This is a genomic window from Zoogloea sp. (assembly GCF_023150065.1).
Taxonomy (GTDB): Bacteria; Pseudomonadota; Gammaproteobacteria; order Burkholderiales; family Rhodocyclaceae; genus Zoogloea.
This window is the reverse complement of record NZ_JAKLLN010000039.1, coordinates 1-15,221: the sequence shown is the minus strand read 5'-3', so window position 1 is coordinate 15,221 and position 15,221 is coordinate 1. Positions and strand designations below refer to the sequence as shown.

Annotated in this window: 13 protein-coding genes; 6 read left to right on the top strand and 7 right to left on the bottom strand. The window is 66.1% G+C overall.

All coding sequences use genetic code 11. From position 1 onward, the window contains the following. Positions 1-212 precede the first annotated feature (212 nt). Together L6Q67_RS22935 and guaA are read right to left on the bottom strand one after the other, a co-directional pair. On the bottom strand, positions 213-1,502 hold the full coding sequence (locus tag L6Q67_RS22935; protein WP_296575608.1) for a tyrosine-type recombinase/integrase: 1,290 nt from the start codon (positions 1,500-1,502) through the stop codon (positions 213-215). 339 nt (positions 1,503-1,841) lie between these two features. Beyond that, a complete protein-coding gene (gene guaA / locus L6Q67_RS22930) occupies positions 1,842-3,404 on the bottom strand; it encodes a glutamine-hydrolyzing GMP synthase (protein ID WP_296575605.1) in 1,563 nt (520 codons plus the stop codon). A gap of 225 nt (positions 3,405-3,629) precedes the next feature. Between guaA and mutS the strand changes: the two genes are divergently transcribed. Beyond that, positions 3,630-6,161: a DNA mismatch repair protein MutS gene (gene mutS / locus L6Q67_RS22925; protein WP_296575611.1), complete on the top strand. Its 2,532-nt coding sequence runs from the start codon at positions 3,630-3,632 to the stop codon at positions 6,159-6,161. Further along, on the top strand, positions 6,161-7,120 hold the full coding sequence (locus tag L6Q67_RS22920; protein WP_296575602.1) for a hypothetical protein: 960 nt from the start codon (positions 6,161-6,163) through the stop codon (positions 7,118-7,120). Before mutS ends, L6Q67_RS22920 begins: the two co-directional genes overlap by 1 nt. Before the next feature lie 10 nt (positions 7,121-7,130). On the opposite strand, the gene L6Q67_RS22915 is transcribed toward L6Q67_RS22920, so the two are convergent. After that, positions 7,131-7,433 (bottom strand): hypothetical protein, encoded by a 303-nt coding sequence (locus L6Q67_RS22915; protein WP_296575599.1) that lies wholly within the window; start codon positions 7,431-7,433, stop codon positions 7,131-7,133. Positions 7,434-7,495: 62 nt separating this feature from the next. On the opposite strand from L6Q67_RS22915, the gene L6Q67_RS22910 reads away from it, so the two are divergent. Further along, on the top strand, positions 7,496-8,248 hold the full coding sequence (locus L6Q67_RS22910; RefSeq protein ID WP_296575596.1) for a fused MFS/spermidine synthase: 753 nt from the start codon (positions 7,496-7,498) through the stop codon (positions 8,246-8,248). Further along, positions 8,245-9,348, top strand: coding sequence for an NAD(P)/FAD-dependent oxidoreductase (locus tag L6Q67_RS22905; protein WP_296575593.1), 1,104 nt, complete (start codon positions 8,245-8,247; stop codon positions 9,346-9,348). Before L6Q67_RS22910 ends, L6Q67_RS22905 begins: the two co-directional genes overlap by 4 nt. Positions 9,349-9,491: 143 nt before the next feature. Here L6Q67_RS22905 and dnaQ read toward each other — a convergent pair whose 3' ends face one another. Genes dnaQ through L6Q67_RS22890 form a run of 3 tightly spaced genes read right to left on the bottom strand, consistent with a single transcriptional unit; the run spans position 9,492 to position 11,447 of the window. Continuing rightward, on the bottom strand, positions 9,492-10,211 hold the full coding sequence (gene dnaQ / locus L6Q67_RS22900; RefSeq protein WP_296575590.1) for a DNA polymerase III subunit epsilon: 720 nt from the start codon (positions 10,209-10,211) through the stop codon (positions 9,492-9,494). Next, a complete protein-coding gene (gene rnhA, locus L6Q67_RS22895) occupies positions 10,208-10,690 on the bottom strand; it encodes a ribonuclease HI (RefSeq protein WP_296575587.1) in 483 nt (160 codons plus the stop codon). The genes dnaQ and rnhA overlap by 4 nt, the downstream gene beginning before the upstream one ends. Beyond that, entirely contained in the window at positions 10,677-11,447 is a 771-nt protein-coding gene (locus tag L6Q67_RS22890) for a methyltransferase domain-containing protein (RefSeq protein ID WP_296575584.1), read from the bottom strand. Before L6Q67_RS22890 ends, rnhA begins: the two co-directional genes overlap by 14 nt. Before the next feature lie 38 nt (positions 11,448-11,485). On the opposite strand from L6Q67_RS22890, the gene gloB reads away from it, so the two are divergent. Continuing rightward, positions 11,486-12,241 carry a hydroxyacylglutathione hydrolase gene (gloB, locus tag L6Q67_RS22885; RefSeq protein WP_296575579.1) on the top strand — a complete coding sequence of 252 codons (756 nt, stop codon included), beginning with the start codon at positions 11,486-11,488 and terminating at the stop codon, positions 12,239-12,241. Positions 12,242-12,262: 21 nt separating this feature from the next. Here gloB and L6Q67_RS22880 read toward each other — a convergent pair whose 3' ends face one another. Further along, complete coding sequence (locus tag L6Q67_RS22880) at positions 12,263-13,219, bottom strand: diguanylate cyclase (RefSeq protein WP_296575576.1); 957 nt, start codon at positions 13,217-13,219, stop codon at positions 12,263-12,265. 226 nt (positions 13,220-13,445) lie between these two features. Between L6Q67_RS22880 and L6Q67_RS22875 the strand changes: the two genes are divergently transcribed. After that, positions 13,446-15,011 carry a transglycosylase SLT domain-containing protein gene (locus L6Q67_RS22875; protein WP_296575572.1) on the top strand — a complete coding sequence of 522 codons (1,566 nt, stop codon included), beginning with the start codon at positions 13,446-13,448 and terminating at the stop codon, positions 15,009-15,011. The last annotated feature ends 210 nt before the right edge of the window (positions 15,012-15,221 follow it).

Genomic DNA, 15,221 nt, shown 5'->3' with positions numbered 1-15,221 from the left:
GCGCTTCACTTCGTTCGCTGTGATCAACTTACGGCGGGACTTCCACCCGCAGGAGGGCGCCCATGCTGGGCGCACAAGGAAAAGGCCACAGCAATCTTGCTCTGGCCTTTCAAATTCACCAAATATGGGGCCCGATGAGACTACATGGGACCACATGAGACTGGTGACGGAGCGGCCGGAAGTCGAACTCAGCTCCCCCAGCAACCCTATGGCTACGCCATGCAACCCTCCTCGGTTGCAACCTCATTTCGTTGCCCACGACCGGCCCTGGGAAGTGTTGTCACCGGGAACAAAGCAGGCTTGTACGCTCCCCCTGCAGCCCACGCATCGACCATGTTCGCCCACTCCTGAAGCATGTGCCTGCGCGGCTCGGCATATTCCGCCTTGTTGTAGACCGATCGCGACGAATGTCCGCTTTCGTGCGCGAGACACTTTTCGATCCAGTCGCCATTGAAACCGGCCTCGTTAAGCAAGGTAGACCCGGTCCGTCTCAGGTCATGAACCGTGAACGGTTCCAGCGGAAGCCCTGCTGCTTTCGCCCGCTCGACGATGAGGCTCGTAACGCGGTTCAGTGTGCCCTTCGACATGCATCGAGCCGCGTCATAGCGAGAAGGCAGCACATACCTCGATCCGGCGGCATAAGTATGCAGCGCGATCATGGTATCGAGCGCTTGGGAAGACAAGTACACGTTGTGCGCCCTCCTCCCCTTCATTCGGGCCTTCGGAATGGTCCATATCGCTGTATTGAAGTCCACCTCGTCCCAGGTCGCCTCGATCAATTCGCTCTTGCGCACCAGGGTCAGCAAGATCAAACGCAAGGCGAGTCGGATCGCAGGGTCTGCCGCCACCAGATCAAGCTGCCTGCACATCAACTGGATTTCAGCGGGAGACAGCGCTCGATCCTTAGGCACGAGCTTGGCAATGGACGCTGCGCCGACCTCGTCCGCAGGATTGGCTACCTTTTCTCCATGCAGGTTGGCGTAGCTATAGATCTGCTTGACGACCTCCCGAACATGAATCGCGGTCGCCGGAGCCCCACGCTCCTTCACGCGCATGCACAGCGCACGCAGATCCTCCGCGCGAACCTCGCTCAAAAGGCGCTTGCTGAAGTCCGGCAGGATGTCGCGGTTCAACACGCTCTTGCGCACCACCCGTGTCGATTCAGCCATGGTGGCTCCGTAGAGCCACTGGGCTGCATGGTCACCGAAGGTCTTGGTTGCAGGACCGCGAGCTTTTTCTCTCTGTTTCTGCAGAGCCGGCGAAACGCCATCGCGCAACAGCCGCCTGGCCTCCAAGAGTTTTTCCCGCGCCGCGGCGAGCGAGATTCCGCCATAACCGTAGCGACCGATGGTCAGCGTCTCGCGCCGGCCATTGATGCGGTAGTCAAAACGAAAGGAAATGGACCCCGTCGGCGCGATGGCTGCGTACATGCCGTCGCGGTCAGCGACCTTGTAAAGGGTCGCGCGAGGCTTGAAATTCCGAAGGGCGAGGTCTGTGAGCATCTAGATTTTTCTCCTGATTGCGACGGCCAAACGCCGTCACCAATCAAGAGGTGTGCAGATGCCTACGAACCCGCATGAAACCTAGCTTCCGAGATCATTTTTTACCGTCACTGACGGTATCGCTTAGCGACCCAGTTTCGGCCCAGCGTGGCCCCTAGCGGAAAGAGCTCATTCGTACCGCCAGCCATACCGTCAAAGTCTTCTTCTGGCAGCCCCGGATGGGCAAGAGCTCCTGGGGAAGAATCCTTTGAAATCAACAGCTTACGAGAGGGAAATTGCCAATGAATTATCTTTGACGGTTTTCGTAAGTTGTTGATTTTAAATGGAATTTTTCAACTCTCACTCCCACTCGATCGTCGCCGGCGGCTTGCCGCTGATGTCGTAAACCACCCGGTTGATCCCCCGCACTTCATTGATGATGCGGTTGCTTACCTTGCCCAGCAGGCTGTGGGGCAGCTCGGCCCAGTGGGCGGTCATGAAGTCCTGGGTCTGAACGGCACGCAGGGCCACCACGTACTCGTAGGTGCGGCCGTCGCCCATCACACCCACGCTCTTCACCGGCAGGAACACGGCGAAAGCCTGGCTGGTCTTGTCGTACCAGTCGGCGGCGCGCAGCTCGTCGATGAAGATGGCGTCGGCGCGGCGCAGCAGGTCGGCGAAATCCTTCTTAACCTCGCCCAGGATGCGCACGCCCAGGCCGGGGCCGGGGAAGGGATGGCGGTAGACCATCTCGTGGGGCAGACCCAGGGCGATGCCCAGTTCGCGGACTTCGTCCTTGAACAGTTCGCGCAGGGGTTCCAGCAGCTTGAGGTTGAGGGTGTCCGGCAGGCCGCCCACGTTGTGGTGGCTCTTGATGGCGTGGGCCTTGCCGGTCTTGGCGCCGGCCGATTCGATCACGTCCGGGTAGATGGTGCCCTGGGCCAGCCACTTGGCCTTCGGCAGCTTCTTGGCCTCGGCCTGGAAGACCTCGACAAATTCGCGGCCGATGATCTTGCGCTTGGCTTCCGGGTCGGACACGCCCTTGAGGTGCCCCATGAACTGCTCGGTGGCATCCACGTGGATGACCTTGACGCCCAGGTTTCGGGCGAACATCTGCATGACCATCTCGCCTTCGTTGAGGCGCAGTAGGCCGTTGTCCACGAACACACAGGTCAGCTGATCGCCGATCGCCCGGTGCAGCAACGCCGCGACCACGGACGAATCGACGCCGCCGGACAGGCCGAGGATCACCTCCTCGTCGCCCACCTGGGCGCGCACCTTCTCGATGGCTTCATTCACATAGTCGGGCATGTTCCAGTCGTGCTGGCAGCCGCAGATCTCGTGCACGAAGCGGGCAATCATCTCCTTGCCCTTGATGGTGTGGGTGACTTCCGGGTGGAACTGCACCGCGTAGAACTTGCGCGTCTCGTCGGCCATGGCGGCCAGCGGGGTGGACTCGTTGGAGGCGATCACCTTGAAGCCCGGCGGCAACTCGGTGACCTTGTCACCGTGGCTCATCCACACATCCAGCAGGCCGTGGCCTTCGTCGTTGGTCCGGTCCTGGATGCTGCGGAACAGCTCGGAATGGCCCCGGGCGCGGATTTCGGCGTAGCCGAACTCGCGCTTGCCGGAGCTCTCTACCTTGCCGCCCAGCTGGGCCGCCATGGTCTGCATGCCGTAGCAGATGCCGAACACCGGCACCCCGATCTCGAACACCGCCATCGGCGCCTTGACTTCACCCGCCTCGTACACCGAGTTGGGTCCGCCGGACAGGATGATCCCCTCGGGCGCAAAGTTGCGGATGAACTCATCCGACACGTCGTAGGGGTGGATTTCGCAGTACACCTGCTGCTCACGCACACGGCGGGCGATGAGCTGGGTGACCTGGGAGCCGAAATCGAGGATCAGGATTTTCTTGTGCACGGCGGAGTCCGTAGGGTGAAAACGGGAAGGCCGGCATTATAGCCCTTGCGCCAGGAGGGCGGGACGCTGTGGGCGGGGGGCTGCGGTACCGCCGCGACGCCCTACCACCTCCCATGCGACAATCACGCCCGAATTCCACGGTTTGCGCGCAGGACCCACCCCTTGAACAAGAAATCCGATAAAAAGCCGGCCGTCACGGATGACGTGATCAGCCAGCATACCCCCATGATGCAGCAGTACCTCCGCATCAAGCAGGACCACCCCGACACCCTCCTCTTCTACCGCATGGGTGACTTCTACGAGCTGTTCTTCGAGGACGCCGAGAAGGCTGCGCGGCTGATGGACATCACGCTGACCACCCGCGGGGCTTCCGCCGGGCAGCCGATCAAGATGGCCGGAGTGCCGCACCATGCGCTGGAGCAGTATCTGGCGCGGCTGGTCAAGCTGGGCGAGTCGGTGGTCATTGCCGAGCAGGTGGGCGACCCGGGGGCGACCAAGGGGCCGATGGAGCGGGCGGTGGCGCGCATCGTCACGCCGGGCACGCTCACCGACGCGGCGCTGCTGGATGACAAGGCCGATGCGCCGCTGCTGGCGGTCAATCTGCACCGGGGGGTGCTGGGGCTGGCCTGGCTCAACCTGGCCAATGGGGATTTCCGGGTGCTGGAGTGCGACGCGCCCCAGCTGGCGGCCCAGTTCGAGCGCCTGCGCCCGGCCGAGGTGCTGATCCCCGACGGGCTGCGCCTGCCGCTGCTGGAGCATCTGGCCCCCAGCCTGCGCCGCCTGGCCGACTGGCAGTTCGACGCCGAGACGGCCCGGCGCCTGCTCACCACCCACTTTGGCACCCGCGATCTGGCCGGCTTTGGTGCCGACGAGATGCCGGTGGCCCTGGCCGCGGCGGCGGCCCTGTTCGACTATGCCCGCGCCACCCAGCGCCAGGCCCTGGCCCACATCACGGCGCTCACGGCGGAGCGGGACAGCGCCTTCCTGCGCCTGGACGCGGCCACCCGACGCAACCTGGAAATCACCGAGACCCTGCGCGGTGAGGCCTCCCCGACCCTGCTGTCCCTGCTCGACACCTGCGCCACCAGCATGGGTTCGCGCTGGTTGCGCCACGCCCTGCACCACCCCCTGCGTGACCGGAGCGCCGCCGCCCATCGCCACGTGGCCGTGGCCGAACTGGGCGAAGGCCCGGTGGAGCCGGTGCGGCGCACCCTGCGCGGCGTCTCCGACGTGGAGCGCATCACCGCCCGGGTGGCCCTGCGCAGCGCGCGCCCACGGGATCTGTCGGCCCTGCGCGACAGCCTGGGCCGTCTGGCCGAGCTGCGCGCTGCCCTGGGCAGCCCCCAGGCGCCACTGCTGGAGCGCATGCTCGAAGAGCTCGCCACACCCGACGAGGCGCTGGATCTGCTGACCCGCGCCATTGCCGCCGAACCCTCCACCGTGCTGCGCGACGGCGGCGTGATCGCCGAAGGCTTCGACGCCGACCTGGACGAGCTGCGCGGCATCCAGACCAACTGCGGCGCCTTCCTGCTGGAGCTGGAAGCCCGGGAGCGGGAGCGCACCGGCATCGCCAACCTCAAGGTGGAGTTCAACCGGGTTCACGGTTTCTATATCGAGATTTCGGCCGCCAACGCCGCCAAGGGCGAACTGCCCGAGGACTACCGCCGCCGCCAGACCCTGAAGAACGCCGAGCGCTTCATCACCCCCGAGCTCAAGGCCTTCGAGGACAAGGCCCTGTCGGCCCAGGAGCGCGCCCTGGCCCGGGAAAAGCTGCTTTACGAGGGGGTGCTCGACGCCCTCGCCGGCGACATTCCGCGCTTTCAGCGCATCGCCAGGGCCTGCGCGCTGCTCGATGGCCTGTCGGCCTTTGCCGAAGCCGCGGCCCGCTACAACTACGCCATGCCCACCTTCAGCGATCAGCCGGGCATCGACATCCAGGCCGGGCGCCACCCGGTGGTGGAGCGGCAGGTGGAAAACTTCATCGCCAACGACTGCCGCCTCGACCCCACCCGGCGCATGCTGCTGATCACCGGCCCCAACATGGGCGGTAAATCCACCACCATGCGCCAGGTGGCGCTGATCGTGCTGCTGGCCCATGTCGGCTGCTTCGTGCCGGCGAGCGCAGCGCGCATCGGGCCGGTGGATGCCATCTTCACCCGCATCGGCGCTTCCGACGACCTGGCCTCCGGGCGCTCCACCTTCATGGTCGAGATGACCGAGGCCGCCGCCATCCTCCACGGCGCCACTGACCAGAGCCTGGTGCTGATGGACGAGATCGGCCGTGGCACCTCCACGTTCGACGGCGTGGCCCTGGCCGTGGCGATTGCCCGCCACCTGCTCGACAAGAACCGCTGCTGGACCTTGTTTGCCACCCACTACTTCGAGCTGACCCGCCTCGCCCAGGACTACCCGGAGTGCGCCAACGTGCACCTGGACGCGGTGGAGCACAACCACGGCATCGTCTTCCTGCACTCCCTCGAGGAAGGCCCCGCCAGCCAGAGCTACGGGATCGAGGTCGCCGCCCTGGCCGGTATTCCGGGCACCGTGGTGCGCGACGCCAAGCGCCGCCTGCGCGCCCTGGAGAATCGCGAGATCTCCGCCGGCCCCCAGGCCGACCTGTTCGCCAGCCTGCCCCCCGACGAACCGGAGCAGACCGGCCACCCGGTGCTGGGCGCCCTGGCCGGCATCGACCCGGACGCCCTCACCCCGCGGGAGGCCCTGGAAACACTGTATGAACTCAAGCGGCTGAGCGCCTGATGAAGATGCTCCGCGCGCTCGCCCTGGCCCTGCTCGGCACCGGCCTGGCCGCGGGCAGCCACGCGGCCGAGCCCTTCAGCTTCGGGGTGCTGGGCGACACGCCCTACAACGGCTTCGAGCGCCAGCATCTGCCCGCCGTGCTGTCCGAAATGGACGCCGAGCCCCTCAAGGTCATCATCCACGACGGAGATATCAAGAACGGCGGCGAACGCTGCGACGACGACCTCTACAAGGATCGTCTGGGCCTCTTTGACAGCACCCTGAAACCGTTTGTACTGGTGCCCGGCGACAACGACTGGACCGACTGCCACCGCGCCAGCAACGGCGCCTACGACCCGCTGGAGCGCCTGGAGAAGCTGCGCACGGTGTTCTTCGCCGACCCCCGCAAGACTCGCGGCCGGTATCCCATGGCCGTGGACAGCCAGGCCGATGATCCAGCCTTTGCGGCCTATCGGGAGCACCAGCGCTGGCAGATCGGTCCGGTGCTCTTCCTGACGCTGAATGTGCCGGGCAGCGGCAACAACTACGGACGCAAGAAGACGCCCGGAGCGGAATACCTCGCGCGCAGCGCTGCGGTGAAGGCGTGGATCGAAGCCGGCTTTGCCCGGGCCCGCAGCACCAGGCTGGAGGGGGTGGTGCTGGTGATGCAGGCCAACCCGGACATTGAGGATTTTGCTGACGGCAAGAGCAACCCTGCCTACCGGGAGCTGCTGAACCAGGTTCTGGCCGAAACCCGCCGCTTTGCCGGCCAGGTGTTGCTGGTGCATGGCGACAGCCACGTGCATCGTATCGACAAGCCCCTGCGCGACCCGAAGGATGGGGCGACCGTCGACAACTTCACGCGGGTGGAGACCTTCGGTTCACCCTTCATGGGCTGGGTGAAGGTGGACGTGACGCCGGGCTGCAAGCGCCTGTTCCGCCCCACCGGCCGGCCCTACTCCCCCAGGACCGGCGACTGAAATGGCTGCGCTACTGCTGCTTCGGGTTCATGCGCTCGCGGACGCTCTCCAGCGCCTTGCGCACCCCCTCGGCCGCGGCCTCGACACCGTCGGTGGCGGCCGCCTCACTGACCACGTGATAGTGCAGCACCAGCAAGCCCCGCAGCTTCTCCCAGGCGAGGGGGTTGTCGGAGCTGCACATGCTCGAATCACCGCGCAGCACGGCTTCGGCAACACCGGGCTCGAGCATGCGCACACCGCACAGCTGGGCCAGGCGGGCGATCTCCATGTCAATGGACGCGAGCTCGCGGTTGAAATGTTCGAAAGTGGTCATGTTCGACTCCAGGACGTCGCCAGACGTTGTTGCAGTGCACTACAGAATACACTGGTTTTCCCATGAGCATTCCCATCGACATCAGTGAAGAGTCCGGCGTCCGCTACCTGCATTTCGGTTCCGACTGGGTGCAGGGCGCCATGCGCCTGCGCAAGCCAAATGCCCTTGAGCTCAGCTACACCCGCGAGATGATGGCCGGGCTGCTGTTCCGCGAAGCCCCCTGGCCGGCCCGCGTGCTGCTGATTGGCCTCGGAGCCGGCTCCCTGGCCAAGTTCGTCCATCACCATCTGCCCCAGGCCCGGGTCACGGTGGTGGAAATCGCCCCCGAGGTGCATGCGGTAGCCCGCCAGTATTTCCGCCTGCCGGACGAGGATGAGCGCCTGGAGGTGCACATCGGCGACGGAGCCGCCTTTGTCCAGGACGATCCCCGTCAATGGGATCTGATCGCCGTTGACGGCTTCGATCGCCACGCCCGGGCTGGCGCGCTGGCCACACAAGCCTTCTATTCGGCCTGTCGGAGACGTCTGGCGGCGGACGGCATCCTCAGCGTCAACCTCTTCGGCCAGCTGCGCGGTTTCAAGACCCAGCTGCAACGCCTCCGCAAGGCCTTCGACGGGCGGGTGCTGGATCTACCCGAGTGTGACAGCGGCAACGTCGTCGCCCTCGCCACCACGCCGGGCGGGCAATCCTTTGATCTGGCCACCCTGAAGCTGCGCGCAGCCGGGCTCAAGGCCGCCACGGGCCTGGACCTGCTGCCCGCCCTGAGCCGACTGGAGAAGTCGGGCGCCTGCCCGGATGGCACCGTAACACTGTGAGCACACGGGTCGACTGCGTCGTCATCGGCGCCGGGGTGATCGGCCTGGCCTGCGCCCGGGCCCTGGCCCACGCCGGACGCGAGGTGCTGATCCTCGAAGCCGCCGATACCTTCGGCACAGGCATTTCCAGCCGCTCCAGCGAGGTGATCCACGCCGGCCTGTACTACCCAGCCAGCTCCCTGCGCGCCCGGCTGTGCCGGCCCGGTCGCGAGGCCCTGTACGCCTGGTGCGCTGAGCGGCACATCCCCCATCAACGGATCGGCAAACTGGTGGTCGCCACATCGGCTGCCCAGTTACCCGCGCTGGACCAGATTGCGCGCCAGGCCCGGGACAACGGCGTGACCGGCCTGCAACGCCTCGATGCCGCCGAAGCCCGTGCCCTGGAGCCCGCCCTGCACTGCGAAGGCGCCCTGCTCTCCCCGGATACGGGCATCGTGGACAGCCACGCGCTGATGCTCAGCCTGCTCGCCGATGCCCAGGCAGCGGGGGCCGTCCTCGCCACCCATGCCCCGGTGGAGTCCATGGCATGCGGGATTGACGGCCACCTGCTCCAGGTGGGCGGCGCCGACCCGATGCGCCTACAGGCCACCCGGGTGATCAATGCCGCCGGGCTCGGCGCGATCCCCCTGGCCCGGCGCATGCACGGCTTTCCTGCCAGCCTGATACCCACAGCGCGCTACGCCCGGGGCAATTACTTTGCCCTGCAGGGCCGCAGCCCCTTCACCCACCTGATCTACCCCGTACCGGAAAGCGCCGGCCTCGGCGTACACCTGACCCTGGACCTGGGCGGCCAGGCCCGTTTCGGGCCCGATGTGGAGTGGGTGGGCGCGCCCAGCTACCAGGTAGACCCGGACCGCGCCGAGGCCTTCTACCCCGCCGTGCGGCGCTACTGGCCAGGCCTCCCCGACGGCGCCCTGACGCCGGCCTACGCCGGTGTGCGCCCCAAGATCCACGGCCCGGACGAACCCGCCGCCGATTTCATGCTCCTCGGTCCGCAGGCCCATGGCCTGCCCGGCCTGGTACAGCTGTTTGGAATCGAATCCCCCGGCCTGACCAGCTGCCTGGCCCTGGCGGATGCGGTAAGAGACGCCCTCGGCTGACGTTACCGCCTCTCCGTCAAACACGATTCGTAAGGGCACCTTGTAGGGGCGACTTCAGTCCCCCATCGCGGGTTGAATCACCGGCATGCCTTTGATCAAAGTCCACGGGCGACTGAAGTCGCCCCCACCGGAGCAGCACACACTCAGCTGGCGGCCGGCGGTGCCGGGGGAATCCACATGCAGTTGCCCTTGTTGGCCTTGGCAATCTCGCCCAGCACCCGCTCGTGGCCCTCGAGCTCCTCCGGCGCGGCCCGCAGCACGCGCAGGGGCGGCCGCTCGGCAAAACCTGCGCCGCTGCCGTCATCCATCTGGGGCGGCGGCTCGTCGACACTCATGATCAGGCTCTCCTGTCCGCGGGTCATGGCCAGGTACACATCGGCCAGCAGCTCGGCATCGAGGAGCGCGCCGTGCAGGGTCCGGTGGGTGTTGTCGATCTCGTAAAGCGAACACAGGGCGTTGAGGGATGCCTTCTTGCCCGGGTTCTGCTCCTTGGCCAGCTTGAGGGTATCGATCACCGACGGACAGATGGCGGTGAGGATGGGACGGCCCAGCAACCCCAGCTCGTAATTCAAAAAGCCCACGTCGAAGGACGCGTTGTGGATGACCAGCTCGCCGCCGGCCACGAAGGCTTCGAACTCCTCGACGATGTCCTTGAACAGCGGCTTGTCCACCAGGAACTCGTTGGTGATGCCGTGCACCGCCATGGCCCCCGCGTCGATCTCGCGCTGAGGGTTGATGAAGACGTGGTAGTGCCGGCCGGTGAGCTTGCGGTCGAGCAACTCGACACAGCCGATTTCAATCACCCGGTCGCCACTCTTCCAGTCCAGGCCGGTGGTTTCCGTATCCAGAACGATCTGCCTCATGCCTTCACTCCTGCCATTTCTTCCGAGTCTACGGCTCTGCCCATCTTGCGCACCGCCTCCACACCCCGCCGCGCCAGTGCGTCGGCACGCTCATTCTCCACATGGCCGGCGTGGCCCTTGACCCACAGCCAGCGAATTTCATGGCGGGCGGCCTCCGCATCCAGGGCGCGCCACAGGTCTTCGTTCTTCACCGGCGCCTTCGAGGCGGTCTTCCAGCCCCGCGCCTTCCAGCCGTGGATCCACTCGGAAATACCCTTCTGCACATACTGGGAGTCGGTATGCACCCGCGCCGACACCGGCCGCTTCATGGCCTCCAGGGCCCGGATCACCGCCAGCAGCTCCATGCGGTTGTTGGTGGTGGCGGGCTCACCGCCCCACAGCTCCTTCTCATGAGGGCCCGAGCGCAGGATCGCGCCCCAGCCGCCTGGCCCCGGGTTGCCGGAGCAGGCGCCGTCGGTATAGATGTCAATCTCGTCCAAAATCGTTCTCGTCGGTGGTTTTACGGGGGCCGGTGTCGACACCCCCGCTTCTCTGAATGATGGGCGCCAGCGCCCGGGCCCGCGCCTTGCGGTCCCATCTGGGCATGATCAGGCGCATGCCGTGCACCCGCTTGATGGCATGGATCACATACACGCCGCCGCCGATGGGCCACCAGCGGGGGCCGGCCTTGTCGAGCAGCCCGAGGCGGTCGATCCATTTCTGTTGCTCCAGGGCCGGCACGAAACAGCCCGAACGCTGGGTGCCGATCTCGAAGCTCAGCAGGGCCAGCCAGTCCTTCAGGCGGCGGGTGCTGAGGTACTGCCCATGCCACGGGTAGGCACCGCACTCCCGGGCCAGCCGGCGGCGCAGGCCGAACAGGCTGAGGGGGTTGAAACCGGCGATGACAACATGGCCGTCCGCCACCAGCACCCGCTCCACCTCTCGCAGCACCTGGTGCGGGTGTGCCGCAAACTCCAGCACATGGGGCAGCACCACCAGATCAAGGCTGTTGGCGGCAAAAGGCAGGGCTTCGAGATCCGTCTCCAGGTTCACGTCGCCAGCCCCGGCCCGAAAGCGCAGGGGCATCCGGTTGGCGCGCAGGAAGTCGGCTTCCGGCAGCCCCAGCTGGACGGCGTTATAGCCGAAGATGTCGCTCACCAGCGCATCGATGCGCTCGGCCTCCCAGGCCATGACGTAACGCCCCAGCGGGGTGTCGAGCCAGGCGTGCAGACCGGGGAAGGACTCGGAGGGCGACATCGGAATACGGAGGGTGGGAGAGCGGCTACAATCGGGGGATGCAGATTATCCCCCTTCCCGCGTTTCGCGATAACTATATCTGGCTGCTCCGTCACGGCACCACCGCCACGGTGGTCGACCCGGGCGATGCCGCCCCGGTGCTGCGCTACCTGGCCGACGAAGGCCTGAGCCTGAGCGCCATCCTGATCACCCATCACCACTCCGACCACGTGGGCGGCATCGAGGCCCTGCTGGCCAGCCACCCGGCGCCGGTATATGGCCCGGCGCGGGAGTCCATCCCCGCCATCACCCGCCCGGTGGGCGACGGTGAGGTGGTGTCGGTGCCCGGGGCCGATTTCCAGGTCATCGATGTTCCGGGCCATACCGCCGGCCACGTGGCCTATTACGCGGCGCCCATGCTGTTCTGTGGCGACACGCTGTTTGCGGCGGGTTGCGGGCGCATCTTCGAAGGCACGCCGGCCCAGCTGTACGCGTCCCTCGAACGGCTTGCCGGGCTGCCCGGCGACACCCAGGTGTACTGCACCCATGAGTACACCCTCTCCAACCTGGCCTTCGCCGCGGCGGTCGAACCCGCCAACAGCGCGGTCACCGAGCGCATCGCCCGATGCCAGGCCCTGCGTGCCGACGAGCGCCCCACCGTGCCCTTCCAGCTGGACGGGGAACGCCACTCCAACCCCTTCCTGCGCACCCGCGAAGCGGATGTCGTGCGCCAGGCTGAAGCCCAGGCCGGGCGCAGCCTGAATGGGCCTGAAGAGGTGTTTGCCGCCCTGCGGGAGTGGAAGAACCGCTTCTGAACGTCTGCAGAAGCAGATAAATCAGGAAGGAACGCGCACTGCCGCAGCCGCGATACGGTTGCGGCCGCTTTCCTTGGCTTGATACAGGGCGTCGTCAGCCGCCTTGAGCAGATCGGCCGACAGGCCCTCGTTGCGCCCCGGGATCACCGACGCCACCCCGATGCTCACCGTCACCACGCCATTGCCACGGGCGTAGCGATGGGTGATGCGCAGCCCCTCCACCGCCGAGCGCATGCCTTCGGCCACCTGCAGGGCGCCGGTGATGTCGGTGTCCGGCAGGATCACGGCAAACTCCTCGCCGCCGTAGCGGGCCACCAGGTCGGCCGGGCGGCGCAGCACCGAGCTCAGGGTGCGGGCCACCGCCTTCAGGCACTCATCCCCCACCTGGTGGCCGTAGCCGTCATTGAACTGCTTGAACTTGTCCACATCGCACAGCAGCAGCGCCAGGGGCTTGCCCTGGCGGCTGGCCCGGCGCCATTCCCGCAGCAGGGTCTCGTCGAACTGACGCCGGTTGGCAATGGAGGTGAGGCCGTCGAGGGACGACAGGCGGGTGAGCTCCTGGTTGGCCTCGTCGAGCTTGCGGGTCAGCACCAGCAGCGAATAACGCATCTGGGCGATGCGCTGCATGGCCCGCACTTTGGCGGCCAGCACGGTTTCGGAGACGGGCTTGATCAGGTAGTCGTCGCCCCCCACGGCGATGCCCTTTTCGAGGTCTTCATCGCTGGTACGGGCCGTGAGGAAGATGATGGGCGTCCATTCGCCGGACTGTTCGAGCTGGCGGATGCGCCGGGCAACCTCGAAGCCATCCATGCCGGGCATGATGATGTCGAGGAGGATGAGGTCGGGACGTTCGAGCTTGAACTGCTCGATGCCCTTCTCGCCATCCCGCGCGACGATGGGATCGATACCGATCTTGCGGAGCTGATGGGACACCAGGGTCGCGCTCGTCAGGGTGTCCTCGATCAACAGGGCTTTCACAGAGGGGTCTCGGTACGATGTCTGGGTTTGTTGGCGCGCGCGCGGCTGTGGGCGGATTGTGCCCCAAATGGGGCAGCAGCGGGTCGTTTCAGGCCCCCATGGGGCCACAATCGTTATCTGGCGCGGGCCTTGGCCGGTTTGTCGTGTTTTGAATCGTTTACCGGTTTGACCCTCCCGCATATGGGCAGATAAAATCCCGCCTTTGCTTTTCGCGCGACAAAGCCCGATGTATCCGAGAGTTATCGCGCTGTTCCTGTCTCTTTTTGCTGCAGGCACCCTGCAGGCCAACGATGCCGTCGAGATGCCCCTGCGCTTCGACCCGCTATCGTCCCTCAACGAAGCGGGCGGCCTCCAGCCTCCCCAGACCTTCGAGATCCGCGAGCAGCACGTCCGCGTTCCCACCGTCGACCTGACCGTCGAGACCGACGATCTCTGGGAGCGCATCCGGCGCGGCTTTTCCATGCCCGACCTGAACACCGAGCTGGTCACCGACAGGCAGATCTACTACATCAACCGCCCGGGGGCCCTGCGCCAGATCTTCACCCGTGGCCAGCGCTACCTCTATCACATCGTCGACGAGCTCGAGCGCCGGGGCATGCCCACCGAACTGGCCCTGCTGCCCATGGTCGAGAGTGCCTTCAACCCCATGGCCCTGTCCTCGGCCCAGGCCTCCGGCCTGTGGCAGTTCATCCCGTCCACCGGCAAGAGCTACAACCTGGAACAGAACTGGTGGGTGGACGAGCGCCGGGACGTGATCGCCTCCACCAACGCAGCCCTCGACTACCTGCAGACCATCTACGAGATGCACGGTGACTGGCAGCTGGCGCTGGCGTCCTACAACTGGGGTGAAGGGGCGGTAGGCCGCGCCGTGGCCAAGAACCGGGCCGCCGGCCTGCCCACCGAATACCAGCACCTCAACATGCCCGGGGAAACCCGCTACTACGTGCCCAAGCTGCAGGCGCTGAAAAACATCGTCGCCCAGCCGGAGCTCTTCGGCATCACCCTGCCCCGCATTCCCAACCGGCCGTATTTCGTTACGGTCGAGAGCCGCGTCGCTTTGGATCTGGCCACCGCCGCCCGTCTGGCCGAAACCTCGGTGGACGAGATCCTGGCCCTCAACCCGGGCTACAAGCGCCCCGTGCTGCCCACCAACGGCAGCCAGTCCCTGGTCATTCCGGCGAGCCAGGTCGAGGCCTTCCTGATCAACCTGTCCCGCCACGACCCGGCCAGCGCCAGCTGGCGCACCTACGAGCTGCGGGAAGGCGAAGGCCTCGAAGGCGTCGCTGATCGCCTGGGCATCTCCGCCAGCCGTCTGCGTCAGGTCAACGGCCTGTCACCCCGGGCCCGTATTGGCAGCGGCTACACCCTGATCGTGCCCTCGGAGAGCGAAGGCGACCGCATCACCCTGGCCAACCTGCTGCCCACCAAGCCCCAGGCCGGCGCCGTCGAGCCGCCGCCACCTACCCGCACCCTGATCCAGCGCACCGTGGTGCGCGGCAAAAACGGTCGATCCGTGGTGGTGGAACGCAAGGTGACGGTGCAGGACAGCGCCCCGTCCCGTGACAGGAACGAAAAGGCAGACAAGGGCAAGGCCGGCAAGCGGGCGGTCGAGGAACGTGAAAAGCCCGCCGCCAAGGGCAGCGCCAAGGCGGCCCCCGCCGGCAAGGCCGGCAAACCCGAGAAAGCCGACAAACCGACGCGCCAGGAAAAGGCCGAAAAACCCGCCAAGGGCGCCGGCAAGCCCCCTGCTCCACCGGCCAAGGCCAAGGCGGAGCCGCCGAAACGGCGTTGACGCCCGGGCGCATGTTGGTCGAATGAACTCGACCCCATGAGAGAGTCATTCAGACTTTCCCGTGGGGTCGATTTCATTCGACCGCGGACTTTGGTCAGCGGCTTGCCGCTCATCGGCGTGAGCAGGTCGAATAAATTGGCGCTGTTCGCGTTAAGTATGGAAAGGGTTTTCGCCCTCGGCAGGTAAGGCTCTCCATGCCTGGCAGGGTGG

What these genes read in the sequence shown, in the direction of transcription:
- mutS (WP_296575611.1), top strand. Translation starts at nt 3,630, where the DNA reads ATGATGCAGCAGTACCTCCGCATCAAGCAGGACCACCCCGACACCCTC.
- L6Q67_RS22910 (WP_296575596.1), top strand. Translation starts at nt 7,496, where the DNA reads ATGAGCATTCCCATCGACATCAGTGAAGAGTCCGGCGTCCGCTACCTG.
- L6Q67_RS22935 (WP_296575608.1), bottom strand. Translation starts at nt 1,502, where the DNA reads ATGCTCACAGACCTCGCCCTTCGGAATTTCAAGCCTCGCGCGACCCTT.
- L6Q67_RS22915 (WP_296575599.1), bottom strand. Translation starts at nt 7,433, where the DNA reads ATGACCACTTTCGAACATTTCAACCGCGAGCTCGCGTCCATTGACATG.
- L6Q67_RS22920 (WP_296575602.1), top strand. Translation starts at nt 6,161, where the DNA reads ATGAAGATGCTCCGCGCGCTCGCCCTGGCCCTGCTCGGCACCGGCCTG.
- L6Q67_RS22875 (WP_296575572.1), top strand. Translation starts at nt 13,446, where the DNA reads ATGTATCCGAGAGTTATCGCGCTGTTCCTGTCTCTTTTTGCTGCAGGC.
- L6Q67_RS22890 (WP_296575584.1), bottom strand. Translation starts at nt 11,447, where the DNA reads ATGTCGCCCTCCGAGTCCTTCCCCGGTCTGCACGCCTGGCTCGACACC.
- dnaQ (WP_296575590.1), bottom strand. Translation starts at nt 10,211, where the DNA reads ATGAGGCAGATCGTTCTGGATACGGAAACCACCGGCCTGGACTGGAAG.
- gloB (WP_296575579.1), top strand. Translation starts at nt 11,486, where the DNA reads ATGCAGATTATCCCCCTTCCCGCGTTTCGCGATAACTATATCTGGCTG.